13 protein-coding genes are annotated in these 13,410 nt (G+C 72.7%); 2 read left to right on the top strand and 11 right to left on the bottom strand.

Annotation, left to right across the window (positions count from 1 at the left end):
- Positions 1 to 28: 28 nt before the first annotated feature.
- The 3 genes from smc to ACNJ93_RS23260 all read right to left on the bottom strand — a co-directional run bounded on the left by smc (position 29) and on the right by ACNJ93_RS23260 (position 4,754).
- Positions 29 to 3,595 carry a chromosome segregation protein SMC gene (gene smc / locus ACNJ93_RS23270; RefSeq protein WP_418959360.1) on the bottom strand — a complete coding sequence of 1,189 codons (3,567 nt, stop codon included), beginning with the start codon at positions 3,593 to 3,595 and terminating at the stop codon, positions 29 to 31.
- 269 nt (positions 3,596 to 3,864) lie between these two features.
- Positions 3,865 to 4,056: a hypothetical protein gene (locus ACNJ93_RS23265; RefSeq protein WP_318102871.1), complete on the bottom strand. Its 192-nt coding sequence runs from the start codon at positions 4,054 to 4,056 to the stop codon at positions 3,865 to 3,867.
- Positions 4,057 to 4,472: 416 nt separating this feature from the next.
- Positions 4,473 to 4,754 carry an acylphosphatase gene (locus ACNJ93_RS23260; protein ID WP_418959359.1) on the bottom strand — a complete coding sequence of 94 codons (282 nt, stop codon included), beginning with the start codon at positions 4,752 to 4,754 and terminating at the stop codon, positions 4,473 to 4,475.
- Positions 4,755 to 4,911: 157 nt separating this feature from the next.
- On the opposite strand from ACNJ93_RS23260, the gene ACNJ93_RS23255 reads away from it, so the two are divergent.
- Together ACNJ93_RS23255 and ACNJ93_RS23250 are read left to right on the top strand one after the other, a co-directional pair.
- The gene (locus tag ACNJ93_RS23255) at positions 4,912 to 5,727 is read left to right on the top strand and encodes a CAP domain-containing protein (protein ID WP_418959358.1); all 816 of its coding nucleotides are present in this window, start codon (positions 4,912 to 4,914) and stop codon (positions 5,725 to 5,727) included.
- Positions 5,728 to 5,794: 67 nt separating this feature from the next.
- Positions 5,795 to 6,163, top strand: coding sequence for a winged helix-turn-helix transcriptional regulator (locus ACNJ93_RS23250; protein ID WP_418959357.1), 369 nt, complete (start codon positions 5,795 to 5,797; stop codon positions 6,161 to 6,163).
- Here ACNJ93_RS23250 and mutM read toward each other — a convergent pair.
- From mutM to recG, 8 genes are all read right to left on the bottom strand, one after another.
- Entirely contained in the window at positions 6,160 to 7,014 is an 855-nt protein-coding gene (gene mutM, locus ACNJ93_RS23245; protein ID WP_418959356.1) for a bifunctional DNA-formamidopyrimidine glycosylase/DNA-(apurinic or apyrimidinic site) lyase, read from the bottom strand. The genes ACNJ93_RS23250 and mutM overlap by 4 nt on opposite strands.
- A gap of 109 nt (positions 7,015 to 7,123) precedes the next feature.
- The gene (rnc, locus tag ACNJ93_RS23240; RefSeq protein ID WP_418959355.1) at positions 7,124 to 7,927 is read right to left on the bottom strand and encodes a ribonuclease III; all 804 of its coding nucleotides are present in this window, start codon (positions 7,925 to 7,927) and stop codon (positions 7,124 to 7,126) included.
- 19 nt (positions 7,928 to 7,946) lie between these two features.
- Complete coding sequence (rpmF, locus tag ACNJ93_RS23235; protein WP_030496967.1) at positions 7,947 to 8,120, bottom strand: 50S ribosomal protein L32; 174 nt, start codon at positions 8,118 to 8,120, stop codon at positions 7,947 to 7,949.
- A gap of 2 nt (positions 8,121 to 8,122) precedes the next feature.
- Entirely contained in the window at positions 8,123 to 8,839 is a 717-nt protein-coding gene (locus tag ACNJ93_RS23230; RefSeq protein WP_418959354.1) for a YceD family protein, read from the bottom strand.
- 55 nt (positions 8,840 to 8,894) lie between these two features.
- Positions 8,895 to 9,947 (bottom strand): cell division initiation protein, encoded by a 1,053-nt coding sequence (locus ACNJ93_RS23225; protein WP_418959353.1) that lies wholly within the window; start codon positions 9,945 to 9,947, stop codon positions 8,895 to 8,897.
- A 110-nt stretch (positions 9,948 to 10,057) separates the two neighbouring features.
- Positions 10,058 to 10,549 (bottom strand): pantetheine-phosphate adenylyltransferase, encoded by a 492-nt coding sequence (coaD, locus tag ACNJ93_RS23220; RefSeq protein WP_418961500.1) that lies wholly within the window; start codon positions 10,547 to 10,549, stop codon positions 10,058 to 10,060.
- Positions 10,550 to 10,575: 26 nt separating this feature from the next.
- Positions 10,576 to 11,157 carry a 16S rRNA (guanine(966)-N(2))-methyltransferase RsmD gene (gene rsmD / locus ACNJ93_RS23215; RefSeq protein ID WP_418959352.1) on the bottom strand — a complete coding sequence of 194 codons (582 nt, stop codon included), beginning with the start codon at positions 11,155 to 11,157 and terminating at the stop codon, positions 10,576 to 10,578.
- A gap of 50 nt (positions 11,158 to 11,207) precedes the next feature.
- Positions 11,208 to 13,325 carry an ATP-dependent DNA helicase RecG gene (gene recG, locus ACNJ93_RS23210; protein ID WP_418961499.1) on the bottom strand — a complete coding sequence of 706 codons (2,118 nt, stop codon included), beginning with the start codon at positions 13,323 to 13,325 and terminating at the stop codon, positions 11,208 to 11,210.
- Positions 13,326 to 13,410 lie beyond the last annotated feature (85 nt).

Below are 13,410 nucleotides of genomic sequence, written 5' to 3'. Positions count from 1 at the left end.
CTTGAAGTAAGAGGGGGTGACGCCGGGCTCAGCGGAGCCGCTGGCTGATGACCTTCGAGACGCCGTCGCCCTGCATGGACACGCCGTACAGCGCGTCCGCGACCTCCATCGTCCGCTTCTGGTGCGTGATCACGATGAGCTGCGAGGACTCCTGGAGCTCCTGCATGATCCGGATGAGCCGCTGGAGGTTGGTGTCGTCGAGCGCCGCCTCGACCTCGTCCATCACGTAGAACGGGCTGGGCCGGGCCTTGAAGATGGACACGAGCAGCGCCACCGCGGTCAGCGAGCGCTCGCCGCCGGACAGCAGTGACAGCCGCTTGACCTTCTTGCCCGGCGGGCGGGCCTCCACGTCGACGCCGGTGGTGAGCATGTTGTCGGGGTCGGTGAGGACGAGCCGGCCCTCGCCGCCGGGGAACAGCCGGGAGAAGACGCCCTCGAACTCGCGGGCCGTGTCCCGGTACGCCTCGGTGAAGACCTGCTCGACGCGCTCGTCGACCTCCTTCACGACCTGAAGGAGGTCCGTTCGGGTCTTCTTCAGGTCTTCGAGCTGCTCGGAGAGGAACTGGTGCCGTTCCTCCAGCGCCGCGAACTCCTCCAGGGCGAGCGGATTCACCTTTCCGAGCTGCTGGTACGCCCGTTCGGCGGCCTTGAGGCGCTTCTCCTGCTCGGCGCGGACGAAGGCACGGGGCTGGTTGCGCGGGTGCTCCGGGTCCTCAGGAAGCTCCTCGCCCTCGGCGGGCGGGGAGGGCGGCACGGGCTGGTCGGGGCCGTACTCGGCGACCAGGCCCGCCGGCTCGACGCCGAACTCCTCCAGGGCCTTGGCCTCCAGCTGCTCGATCCGCAGCCGCTTCTCCGCGCCGAGGACCTCGCCCCGGTGGACGGAGTCGGTGAGCTTGTCCAGTTCGGCCTTCAGCTCGCGCCCCTCGGCGCGGGCCTGCGTCAGGCCCTGCTCGCGGGCGGCCTTGGCGGCCTCGGCGAGCTCGCGCTCCCGTTCGGCGCGGACGAGGGAGACCTCGACATGGGCCAGGAGCGTACGGGCGCCGGCGGCGACGGCCGCCGCGACCTCCGCCTCGTGGCGGAGCCGGGCGCGGCGCTGGGCGGCGCGGGCCCGGGCCTCGCGCTCGGCGCGGGCGGCGCGGTCGAGGGAGTCGGCCCGGCCGGCGAGGCCCTTGACTCGCTCCTCGTGGGTCCGGACCTGGAGGCGGGCCTCCATCTCGGTCTGGCGGGCGTTGGCGCCGTCGGCGGCGAGCCGGTCGCGCACGGAGGTGTCGGGCTCCTCCTCGGCCGGGGACTCCTCCGCGACGAGCAGCCGCTCGGTGAGTTCCTCGGCGTCCACCAGGGCCTTGTCCAGGGCCTCCTGGGCGCGGGCGGCCGCGGCGGCGGCCCGCTCGGCCTCGCCGGCCGCCCCGCGGGCCTGGCCGGCGAGCCGGCCCAGGCGCTGGGCGACGGCGGACTTCTCCCGGTCGGCGGCGCGGCGCCGCTCCCCCAGGTCGTCGACGAGCGCGGCGGCGGCGCGGCGGGTCTCGGCCGCGGCCTGCTGCGCCTCGGCCAGTTCCGCGCAGCGCACGGCCAGCTCGTCCAGTTCGGCCGCGGCCTCGTCCACGGACGCCTGCACTTCGAGGAGACTCGGCGCGCCCGCGGAGCCGCCCTGGGCGAAGTGCGCGCCGAGCAGGTCGCCCTCGGCGGTGACGGCGGTCAGCCGCGGGTGCGCGTACACCAGGTCCTCGGCCTCCTCCAGGGTGCCGACGACCACGATCCCGTCGAGCAACCGCCGTACGGATCCGAGCAGTTCGGCGGGCCCCTGGACGTAACGGGAGACCGGCGCGAAGCGGCCCTCCGGGCGGTCGTCCCCGGCGTCCGGCTCCTGCGGCCCCTGGGCGCCCGTCACCAGCAGCGCGGCGCGGCCCGCGTCCTGCTTGCGCAGGAGGCGGAGGGCCTCGGCGGCGGCGCGGGGGTCCGCGACGGCGACGGCGTCGGCGGCCGCGCCGAGGGCCGCGGCGACGGCGACCTCGTGGCCGGGGGTGACGGTGAGGAGTTCGGCGGCGGGGCCGAGCAGGCCGGTCAGGGTGTCGCGGGCGGCGAGCAGCGCGCCCGTGCCGTCCTTGCGGCGCAGGCCGAGGGCGAGGGCCTCGTGCCGGGCCTGGGTGGCGGCCCGGCGGCGTTCGGCGGCGGTGGCCGCCTCGCGGGCGGCGCTCAGCGCGGCCTCCGCGTCGGCGAGCGCGGCCCGTGCGGTCTCGTGGCGTTCGGCCAGCTCGGAGTCGTCCGCGTCGAGGCCGTCGACCTCCGCCTTCAGCTGCTCGTACTCCTCCTGGGCGGCGGCGGCGCGCTCCGCGGCCTCGTCGCGGGCGGCGGCCAGCCGGTCGATCTCGGCCTGCGCGGCGGCGGCGCGCGAGCGCGCGGCGTTGACCTGTCCGTGCAGCCGGGCCAGGCCCTCGCGGCGGTCGGCGATGGCCCGGGCCGCGTCCTTGAGGCGGCGTTCCTCGACGGCGAGTTCGCGCTCCAGTTCGGCGCGGTGGGCGACGGTGTCCTCCAGGGCCCGTTCCGCCGCCTCCAGGGCGGCCTCCAGCTCGGCCTCCTGCTCGCGGATGCGGGCGGCCTCGCGCTCCATGTCCTCGGGGTCGCGGCCCCGGCGCTCCTCCACGGGCCGGTCGGTGGCGCTCTTGACCCGGGCGTCGGCCAGGGAGACGGTGCCGCGGACCCGTTCGGCGAGCCGGGAGAGCTCGTACCAGGTCTGCTGGGCGCGCTGGAGGCGCGGCGCGAGCCGCCGTACCTCGTCCTCCAGCCCGGCCTCGCGGGCCTGGGCCGCCTTCAGCTCCGCCTCGACGCTCTGCTTGCGGGCGAGCAGCGCCGCCTCGTCGGCGACCTCGGCGCGCAGCGCCTCCCGGAGCCGTACGAGGTCGTCGGCGAGCAGCCGGAGCCGGGCGTCGCGCAGGTCGGCCTGGATGACGGCGGCGCGGCGGGCGACGGCGGCCTGCCGGCCCAGCGGCTTGAGCTGGCGGCGCAGCTCGTCGGTGAGGTCCTGGACGCGGGCGAGGTTGGCCTGCATCGCGTCCAGTTTCCGCAGCGCCTTCTCCTTGCGCTTGCGGTGCTTGAGGACGCCGGCGGCCTCCTCGATGAAGGCGCGCCGGCCGGTGGGGTCGGCGTGCAGCACGGAGTCGAGCTGGCCCTGGCCGACGATGACGTGCATCTCGCGGCCGATGCCGGAGTCGGAGAGCAGGTCCTGGATGTCGAGCAGCCGGCAGGTGTCGCCGTTGATCTGGTACTCGCTGCTGCCGCCCCGGAACATGATCCGGGTGATCGTGACCTCGGCGTAGTCGATGGGCAGCGCGCCGTCGGAGTTGTCGATCGTCAGCGAGACCTCGGCGCGGCCGAGGGGCGGGCGGCCGGTCGTGCCGGCGAAGATGACGTCCTCCATCTTGCCGCCGCGCAGCGACTTCGCGCCCTGTTCGCCCATGACCCAGGACAGTGCGTCCACGACGTTGGACTTGCCGGAGCCGTTGGGCCCGACGACGCACGTGATCCCGGGTTCGAACCTCAGCGTGGTGGCCGAGGCGAACGACTTGAACCCGCGGAGGGTCAGGGCCTTGAGGTGCACGCCGTCGGACTCTACCCGCCCACCCGTCGCCCACCACCACCCTTCCAGGGAGGCACTGGCGCGCCGCACCACCGTTTTCGCGTTTCACCCATGAAGGTGCAGGGCAGATCAGTCGGTAAGCCCGGGCGAACGCCCGGTGAACGGGGGCGAGGGGGCCGCTTCGACGACTGCGGGCAAGAAAGAAGGGACGCCGAAGCGTCCCTTGCATATCTAGCGTTGCAGTGAGCGTGAGTGTTTCTCACCTGCGCCCCGCAGGGGCAGCTGATTCGTCAGGTGAGCGCAGGCTCCGCCTTGGGTACGTCGAGGTCGAGCTGAGCCGCGGCGGCGTTGAGCGCGTCGTTCTCGGACTGGATCCGTACGAGCTCGGACTCGAGGTCCTGGACGCGCTGCTGGAGCCGTCGCATCTCGGCGAGGAGTCGCGGGTCGGAGCCGCCGACGTAACCGAGAAGCGCCTTTGCCATGATGGATGGTCCTCCACACTGAGTGACCGACCGATGTGGTGTGGGTCGTGAGGGATTTCGCACCCGCGGTGCTCGGCAGTACTTCTTGTCGTGCCGGTTCCTACTGCCAAACAGCTAGGGTGCGCGGGGCTTCCAGGGTCTCACCAAAAAGTTTGACGGTCAACACGATCACACCCCGTATCGGCGGGCGGCCGGGGGGCAGCGGCCGCATTGTCCATGCGGCGGCGCCTCGCAACTCGGCACCCGGGGGGCGTGGAGATCATCCTTCCTCGCCGGACGCGCCGTGACAAGTGCTTCTCGGCAATCACCAGGGCCTTTCCGTCCCGCGGGGCGCACGGACCCGGCGCACGGGGAGGCACACATTCCCGCCCGGGGGCCGTGGGGAGCCGCCGGGCGGAGTACGCGGGAGGGGGCCGTCAGCGCACGGCGAAGCCGTCGTAGCCACCGCGCGGGGTGCCCCATATCTCGGTGACGCCGTCGACGCGGCCGGGCGTGTCGCCGGACCGCAGCCAGTCGAGCAGACGGTGGCAATTCTCACTCGGGCCCTCGGCGACGACCTGCACGCGGCCGTCGTCGAGGTTGAGGGCGAAGCCGACCAGGTCGCCGATCTCCAGGGCGTTTGCCCTGGTGAACCATCGGAAGCCCACTCCCTGTACTCGGCCGCGCACCCAGGCGGTGAGGCGTACATGTTCGTTCATGGCTGCACGCTAACCGGCCAATTGCACACGGAGCACTCCGCCCCCGCGCGTCTTCGCGTACAGTCCCGACGCAATGGGACACACCCGTTCGGGCGTGTCGAATTGACAGTCGCACACGAAACGATCACGAGCGGTCGGAAAGAGGGAGGCGGAGCACATGGGACGCCATCGACGGAAGCGCGGGGCCCTGCCCGTGCGCACCGGGCTGCTCGGCGTCTCCGCCGCGATGGCGGTGGGCGCGGCGGCGGTCGCCTCGGGTTGGCTGCCGGGCGGCGGCGACGCCGTCGACACGGGCGGGCCGGAGCGGACGTCGCTGGCGCAGGAGCGGAAGCTGGCGGAGCTGGTGACGCAGCAGGGCGGGGCGAGCGCCACGCCCACGCGGACCGCGACGCCCCAGGCCCCGCGCACCACCTCGCCCGCGCCGAAGCCGAAGCCGAAGCCGAGCCCGACGAAGACCGCGAAGCCGTCCCCGTCGGCCACGCCCACGAAGCAGGCGGCCCCGAAGCCGGAGCGCACGGCGACGCCCGAGCCGCGCAGGACCGAGGAGACGCGCACGCCCGCCCCGCGGGTCACCGTCCCCGCGCAGACCGCCCGCGACGTGGCCGCCGAGGCCGAGGTGGTCCGCCTGGTCAACGCCGAGCGGGCCAAGGTCGGCTGCCAGGCGATCCGTACGAGCCCCTCGCTCGCCCGCCTGGCCGGCGCGTTCAGCGCCGACATGGCGAACCGCGGCTTCTTCGACCACACCGACCCGGACGGCGACACCCCCTGGGCCCGCGCCGAACAGGCGGGCGTCGCGGACCTCGGCGGCGAGAACATCGCCCGCGGCCAGGCCGACGCCGCCGCGGTGATGGCCGCCTGGATGAACAGCGACGGCCACCGCGCCAACATCCTGAACTGCGACTACACCCGCCTCGGCGTAGGCGTCCACTTCGCCCCCGGCGGCCCCTGGTGGACCCAGGACTTCGGTTACTGATCCGGCACTGATCCGGCCCGCACAGCGCTCTCCTCCGGTGAGCGCTGTGCGTGCGTAAGCTGGAGGTATGACGGAGAGCCTCGCCTTTGACGTGTTCGCGCGCGGGTGTGCTTCGCGGGAGACGTTGGAGCACGCCACCGGACGGTGGGGGACGCTGACCCTCGCCGCGCTGCACGCGGGGTCGTTCCGGTTCAACGAGCTGCGCCGGCGGGTCGACGGGGTGAGCGAGAAGATGCTCGCCCAGACGCTGCACGCGCTGGAGCGGGACGGGCTGGTGCACCGGGAGGCGCAGCCGGTCAACCCGCCGCGGGTCGACTACCGGCTGACCCCGCTCGGGGAATCCGTCGCCGCGCGGCTCGTGGAGCTGATCGCCCTGGTGGAGGGCCGGATGCCCGAGGTGCTGGCGGCACGGGAGCGGTACGACGGGAGCCGCTAGAGGCGCGGGGGGCGCTGGCAGCGGGGGCAGAAGTAGCTGGAGCGGTTCATCCAGGGGCGGCGGCGCATCGGCGTGCCGCACCGGCGGCAGGGCTCGTCCTCGCGTCCGTACGCGTCCAGGGACCGGTCGAAGTAGCCGGACTCGCCGTTCACGTTGACGTAGAGGCTGTCGAAGCTGGTGCCGCCGGCGGCGAGGGCCGCGTTCATCACGTCCCGCACGTGGCCGAGGAGCTCGGCGGAGCGGGGGCGGGTGAGGGTCGCGGTGGGACGGTCGTAGTGCAGCCGGGACCGCCACAGCGCCTCGTCCGCGTAGATGTTGCCGACCCCGCTGATCAGCGACTGGTCGAGCAGCGCCCGCTTGATCGTGGTGCGGCGCAGGCGCAGCGCGGCCTGGAACGCGGCGTCGTCGAAGGCCGGGTCGAGCGGGTCGCGGGCGATGTGCGCGATGACGTCCGGCAGCCCGTCCGGGGTGTTGTCGTGCAGCGAGAGCCCGCCGAAGGTGCGCTGGTCGACGAAGCGCAGCTCGGTCCCGTCCGCGTCGTCGAAGCGGACCCTGATCCGCAGGTGCTTCTCGTCGGGGGCGTCGTGCGGCTGCACGAGGAGCTGGCCGCTCATGCCGAGGTGCCCCAGCACGGACGCGTCCGTGTCCGCCAGCGGGATCCACAGGTACTTGCCCCGCCGCATCGCCGTCCCGAAGCGGTGCCCGGTCAGCCGCGCCGCGAAGTCCGCGCCGCCCGCGGGGTGCCGGCGCACCGCGCGCGGGTGCAGGACCTCGACCTCGGCGACGGTCCGTCCGGCGGTCCAGCGCTCCAGCCCCCGGCGGACGACCTCGACCTCGGGCAGCTCGGGCACGGGAACTCCTCGTCAGGGGGCGGATGCCCGCAGCCTACCGCCGCGCCGCCACGCCCCGGAAACGACTCCGCCCGCCCCTCGGAAGGGGCGGGCGGGGTGGTTCGAAGGATCAGGCCGTGGGAAGGCCGGCGGGCTTCGGCGCCCCGCCGTCCTGCTCCGGCCCGGCGGTCTCGGCCGCGGCCTTCGCCGCCGCCTCCCGCTCGGTCGCGGCGGCCTTGATGGCCGTCCAGGCCGACTCGGCGGCCTGCTGCTCCGCTTCCTTCTTGCTGCGGCCGGTGCCGGTGCCGTACGAGACACCACCGACGCGGGCGGCAGCAGTGAAGGTCTTCTCGTGGTCCGGACCCTCCTCGCTGACGAGGTACTCCGGAACGCCGAGACCCTCGGACGCGGTGAGTTCCTGGAGGCTGGTCTTCCAGTCCAGGCCGGCGCCGAGGTTCGAGGACTTCTCGATCAGCGGGTCGAAGAGCCGGTGCACCAGCTCGGACGCCGCGTCGAGGCCCTGGTCGAGATAGACCGCGCCGATCACCGCTTCGAGGGTGTCGGCGAGGATGGATGCCTTGTCCCGGCCTCCGGTGCCCTCTTCGCCCCGGCCGAGCCGGATGAAGGAACCGAGCTCGAGGCCGCGGCCGACCTCCGCCAGCGCACGCGAGTTGACCACCGCGGCCCGCAGCTTGGCCAGCTGGCCCTCCGGCAGGTCGGGGTGGGTCCGGTACAGCGTGTCCGTGACCACCAGGCCCAGCACGGAGTCCCCGAGGAACTCCAGCCGCTCGTTGGTGGGCAGGCCGCCGTTCTCGTACGCGTAGGAGCGGTGGGTCAGCGCACGCACCAGAAGGGCGGACTCGAGCTGATACCCGAGCCGCCCTTCCAGAAGCGTGTGGGACGAGGCGTTGTCCGTCTTGTCGGAATCAGACATCGTGCCTCTCACCAGCCACTCAGACCGAGAGGACCTGGCGCTTGTTGTAGGTGCCGCAGCTCGGGCACGCGATGTGCTGCTGCTTCGGCTCCTGGCAACGCTCACACGAAACCAGGGTGGGGACCGCAGCCTTCCACTGCGACCGGCGGTGGCGCGTGTTGCTGCGCGACATCTTCCGCTTCGGAACAGCCACGGCTACTTCTCCTGCTTCTCGTCGACGCCCGCTTCGGCGCCGCTCATGTTGTCCTTCTCACCGGTTCCCAGCGAACCGGCGAGTCCCTGCAGTGCCGCCCAACGGATGTCGACGGCGTCGTGGTGGTGGTCCGGGTTGTCGTTCAGGTTGATTCCGCACTCGGAACACAGACCCTCACAGTCCTCCCGGCACACCGGCTGCATCGGCAGTGCGAGCACCACCGCATCACGCAGCACGGGCTCGAGGTCGAACATGCCGTCCTCGAGGGGGATCATGCCCTCGTCGTCCTCGGCTTCGTCGTCCGCGGCCGCCTTGGAGCGGCCCCGGTCGTCGGAGTCGGGGTACGAGAACATCTCCTGGAAGTCCACGTCGAGGTCCATCCCGACGGGCTCCAGACACCTTACGCACTCCCCCTCGGCCGATGCACGGGCGGTGCCTGTGACGAGCACCCCTTCCATGACCGACTCCAGGCGGAGCTCCAGTTCCACGGGCGTGCCCTCGGGCACACCGATGACGTCGGCGATGCCCAGCTCACGGGGCGCCTCGACGGTGCGGGAGAGCCGCTGCAGGGCACCAGGACGCCGCCCCAGCTCGTGCGTGTCGAACACGAGGGGGTTGCGGTGGTCGAGGCGCGTGCTCAGGGCTCTTCCTGCTTTCGGTTCGTGGGGGCTGCCGCGTTCGATTAAGGAGACGAAGCGGGCAGCGCGGATCGCGGGCATACGCGCGACCGAAGAGCCAGGATACTGGACGCTTCGCTCAGGGCCCAATCCGGGCTCAGTGCCCCTGCTCGTAGCGGCGCAGCTGCTCCAGGTCGATCATGCTCGTGTCGAAGAAGCTGGTCTCGTCGAGTGCCGCGGGCTGCTGCTGGTGCTGCGGCGGCTGGTGCTGCTGCGGCTGCTGGTAGTACTGCTCCTGCTGCGCGTCGTACGCGTAGGCCGCTTCGGGGGAGCCCGTCACGGCGTACGGGTCGGCGCCCTGCTGCTGGTACGCGTAGGGGTCCTGCTGGTAGCCGTACTGCTGCTGGTACGCGTACGGGTCCGCCTGGGCGGGGATCGGGGCCGGCGCCGGCTCGGGCCGGGCCTGCGCCGCGGGCTCCGGGTCGGCCAGCGCGGCGAGCTGCGACAGATAGTCGGCGTCGCTCGTGTGCACGGGGTTGCCCGCGGCGTCCTGGGCGGCCATGTGCTCGCCCAGCGCGTCGGTGGCGATCCGGCCGTGCAGCTTCTGCCGGCCGCGGCCGACGGCCTCCAGGGTCTTGCTGAGCACCGCCTCGAACGCGGCCAGCTTGGCGTCCACGTACTCGTCCGCCCGGTGGATCAGCGTCTGCGGGTCGGAGCTGTACTCGGGGGCGTCCTCGTCGGCGTAGCCGTGCTCGTCGAGGCCGGGGCCGCGGCCGAGCAGCTTCTCGCGGCCGCGGTCGACGGAGCCGATGGTCTTGTTGAGCACGACCTCGAAGTTGGCGAGCTTGGAGTCGACGTAGTCGTCGGCCTCGGAGCGGATCTCCTCGGCCTCGCGGCGGGCCTCGGCGAGGATCCGGTCGGCCTCGTCCTGGGACTGCCGGGCGATCTGGGTGTCGGAGACGAGCGAGCCGCGCTCGGCGTGGGCCGCCTCGATGATCCGCTCGGCCTCCTGGCGGGCCCGCTCGACCATCTGCGCGCTGTCGCCGAGGACCTCCTGCGCCTGCGCGAGGGAGCCGGGCAGGGCCTGCCGCACGTCCTCCAGCATGGCGAGCAGTTCGGCGCGGTTGACCACGCAGGACGCCGACATGGGCATGGAGCGGGCGTTCTTGACCGCCGAGACGATCTCGTCGAGCTTCTTCTGCACGTCCACCTGGTGCTCGCCATTCTGTACAGCCGGTTGGAGACGGACGGGACGACTGTAAGGGCAGTCGCCGCCGCTCCGACACCGGGTGACGGACCGTCAGCGGCCGTGGCGCACGGTCACTCCTGGGTGCGCCGCTCGGCCAGCCGCTCGGTGAGCCGAGACAGGACGGCCGGCGGCACCAGGTGGGCGACGTCCCCGCCCCAGGCCGCGACCTCCTTGACCAGGGACGACGACAGGAAGCTGTACGTCGGGTTGGTCGGCACGAACAGGGTCTCGACGCCCGAGAGCCCGTTGTTCATCTGGGCCATCTGCAGCTCGTAGTCGAAGTCGCTCACCGCGCGCAGGCCCTTGACGATCGCGGGGATGTCGCGCTGCTTGCAGAAGTCGACGAGCAGTCCGTGGAAGGCCTCCACCCGGACGTTGCCGAAGTCGGCGGTCACCTCGCGGATCAGTTCGATCCGCTCGTCGACCGTGAACAGTCCCTTCTTGGACTGGTTGATCATCACGGCGACGTACACCTCGTCGTACAGCTTGGAGGCGCGGGCGATGATGTCGAGATGTCCGTTGGTGATGGGGTCGAACGACCCCGGACAAACGGCGCGGCGCAACGTGGGTCCCTCGCTCTCCGGTCCGGTCATGGTGCGTCTTCGCACGTGGCGGCGGCGCGACCGTACCAAAACGTTCCCTCGCCGTAGCGACGGGACCGCAGCGGCTCGAAGCCGGCCGGCCAGAGGAACTCCCCGCCTCTGGTGCTGCGCTCCACGGTGACGAGGGCGTCGCCCGTGAGCCAGCCCCCCGAGCGGAGTGTGAGGAGTATCTCCCGAAGATCGTCGTCCGAGACGGCGTACGGCGGGTCCAGGAAGACCAGGTCGTACGGCTCCCCCGGCGCCCCGGTCACGACCTGCTCGGCCTTCCCGGCCCGTACGTCGGCCCCCGGCAGCCCCAGCGCCCGCACGTTCTCCCGCACGGTGCGCACGGCGCGCTGGTCGGCCTCCACCAGCAGGGCGTGCGAGGCGCCCCGCGACAGGGCCTCCAGGCCCACCGCGCCGGAGCCGGCGTACAGATCGGCGACCCGCACCCCCTGGAGGCTGCCCAGGAACGACTCCCACGTGGAGAACAGCCCCTCGCGCGCGCGGTCGGAAGTGGGGCGGGTGCCGTTGCCCGGCGGCACGGCGAGGCGGCGTCCGCCGGCGGAGCCGGCGATCACGCGGGTCATCTGGGGGTCCTGTCCTTCGCGGCGGTCTGTGCCTCCACGATAGGACGAGGTCACCCCTTGTCGAGGTACTCCTCCCGCTCCTCGTCCAGCAGCGCGTCCAGCGCGACCTTCAGCTCGGGGTGCCGGGCGAGCTCCGGATCCGCCTCGACGATCGCGGTGGCCTCCTCCCGCGCGGCCGCGATGACCTCCTCGTCGTCGATCACGGCCAGCATCCGCAGGCTGGACCGGGCCCCGGACTGGGCCTGCCCGAGGACGTCGCCCTCGCGGCGCTGCTCCAGGTCGATCCGGGAGAGCTCGAAGCCGTCCAGAGTGGCGGCGACCGCGTTCAGCCGCCGGCGCGCCGGAGTGGCCTCGGGCATCTCGCTCACCAGCAGACACAGCCCGGCCGCGGATCCACGCCCGACGCGGCCCCGGAGCTGGTGGAGCTGCGAGACGCCGAACCGGTCGGCGTCCATGATCACCATGGCGGTGGCGTTGGGCACGTTCACGCCCACCTCGATCACCGTCGTGGCGACGAGCACGTCGACGTCCCCGGCCGCGAACCGCCGCATCACGGCGTCCTTGTCGTCGGGGTGCATCCGCCCGTGCAGCACCTCGATGCGCAGCCCGGCCAGCGGCCCGCGGGCCAGCTGCTCGGCCACGTCGAGGACGGCCAGCGCGGGCCGCTTCTCGGCCTCGTCCTCGGCGGACTTCCGCTTCGGCTCCTCCTCGTCGCCGATCCGCGGGCACACCACGTACGCCTGGTGGCCGCCCTCGACCTCCTCCCGCACCCGCTCCCAGGCCCGCGCGAGGAAGTGCGGCTTGTCGGCCGCGGGAACCACATGGCTGGCGATGGGCGACCGTCCGGCCGGCAGCTGATCGAGCACGGACGTCTCGAGATCGCCGAAAACGGTCATGGCCACGGTCCGCGGAATGGGAGTCGCCGTCATCACGAGAAGGTGCGGCGGCTGCTTGCCCTTCCCCCGCAGCGCGTCCCGCTGTTCGACCCCGAACCGGTGCTGCTCGTCCACCACCACCAGACCCAGGTCGTGGAACTGCACCTTGTCCTCGATGAGCGCATGGGTCCCGATCACGATCCCGGCCTCACCGGTCACCAGGTCCAGCAGCGCCTGCCGCCGGGCGGCGGCGCCCATGGACCCGGTCAGCAGCACGACCTTCGTCGCGTGGTCCGCGCCCCCGAGCATCCCGCCCTCGGCCAGCTCGCCCATCATCTCGGTGACGGACCGGTGGTGCTGCTGGGCCAGCACCTCGGTCGGGGCCAGCATCGCGGCCTGCCCCCCGGCGTCGACCACGGCGAGCATGGCCCGCAGGGCGACCATGGTCTTGCCGCTGCCGACCTCTCCCTGCAGCAGCCGGTGCATCGGGTGTTCGGCGGCGAGGTCGTCGAAGATCTCCCGGGAGACCCGCTGCTGGCCCTCGGTCAGGGTGAACGGCAGCTTGGCGTCGAAGGCGTCGAGCAGCCCGCCCGCCACGGGCCGCCGCGCCACGGCCGGCAGCTGCCCGTCCGCGTGCCGCCGCCGCGCCAGCGCGACCTGCAGCACGAACGCCTCGTCCCACTTCAGCCGCTCCCGGGCCTCCTCGATGTCCGCCTTGGTCCGGGGCCGGTGGACCTTCCGCAGCGCGTCGGCCAACGACGTCAGCCCCCGCCCCTCCCGCAGCGCGGGGGGCAGCGGATCGACGGCCTCCACCGCGCTCGGCAGAGCGGCGTCCACGGCCTTGGCGATCTTCCACGACTCCAGCTTGGTGGTCGCCGGGTAGATGGGGATCAGCGCCCCGGCCCAGGCGTCCACGGCCTCCTCGCCGTCCCCCCGCAGCAGTTCGTAGGCGGGGTGGGCGAGCTGGAGCCGGCGGTTGAACAGGGACACCTTGCCGGCGAACATGGCCCGCGTCCCCGGCAGCAGGTCCTTGTGGGGCTTGTGGACGCCCTTCCCGAAGAAGACGAGCTGCAGCCGCCCGCTGCCGTCGGTGATCGTCACCTCCAGCCGCTGCCCGCGCCCCTTGGCCGAGTTGAAGGTGTGCACCCGGGCGTCGGCGACCTGGGCGACCACGGTCACGTGCTCGTCGAGGGGCAGGTCGGACAGGGCGGTCAGCTCACCCCGCTCGGCATAGCGCCTCGGGTAGTGGTGCAGCAGATCGCCCACCGTGTGCAGGTCGAGAGCCTCGGCCATGACCTTGGCGGTGGGAGGACCGAGGACCTTCTTCAGGGGTTCGTCGAGCGCAGGCACGGCTCCATTGCACACCACGGCACCGACA

This window comes from Streptomyces tritici, from assembly GCF_048500665.1.
In the GTDB taxonomy this organism is placed as follows: Bacteria; Actinomycetota; Actinomycetes; order Streptomycetales; family Streptomycetaceae; genus Streptomyces; species Streptomyces tritici.
This window is presented reverse-complemented; position numbering and strand designations above follow the sequence as displayed.